This window comes from Streptomyces sp. DH12 (assembly GCF_020873895.1).
Classification (GTDB): domain Bacteria; phylum Actinomycetota; class Actinomycetes; order Streptomycetales; family Streptomycetaceae; genus Streptomyces.
On sequence record NZ_JAHWGT010000610.1, the window covers coordinates 1 to 546 of the forward strand.

Annotated in this window: 1 protein-coding gene; it reads left to right on the forward strand. The window is 74.5% G+C overall.

Annotated features, from left to right (window positions below; all coding sequences use genetic code 11):
* On the forward strand, window positions 1–546 hold a 546-nt coding region (locus tag LPA54_RS36050; protein WP_228984754.1), incomplete at both ends, for a molybdopterin oxidoreductase family protein.

Genomic DNA, 546 nt, shown 5'->3' on the forward strand with positions numbered 1-546 from the left:
CTGCCCGTACTGCGCCCTGCAGTGCGGCACCCGCCTCGGCCACGGCGCCTCGGGAACCGTGGTGGAACCCTCCGACTTCCCCGTCAACGACGGCAGTCTGTGCCAGAAGGGCTGGACCGCGCCCGCGGTGCTCGACGTCCCGGACCGGCTGCGCCGGCCGCTGCTGCGGGGCCCGGACGGCCGTCTCGCCCCGGCCGACTGGGACACCGCCCTGGACACGGTCGCCACACGGCTGCGGCGCATCCGCGACGAGCACGGCCCGGACGCGCTCGCCGTGTTCGGCGGGGGCGGCCTCACCAACGAGAAGGCCTACCTGCTGGGCAAGTTCGCCCGGCTCGCCCTCGGCACCAGCCAGATCGACTACAACGGCCGGTTCTGCATGTCCTCGGCCGCCGCGGCCGGCAACGCCGCCTTCGGCCTGGACCGCGGACTGCCGTTCCCCGTCGCCGACCTCGACGCGGCGGACACGATCCTGCTCGCCGGCGCCAACCCCGCCGAGACCATGCCTCCGCTGATGCGGCACCTGCGCAAGGCGGACCTGATCGT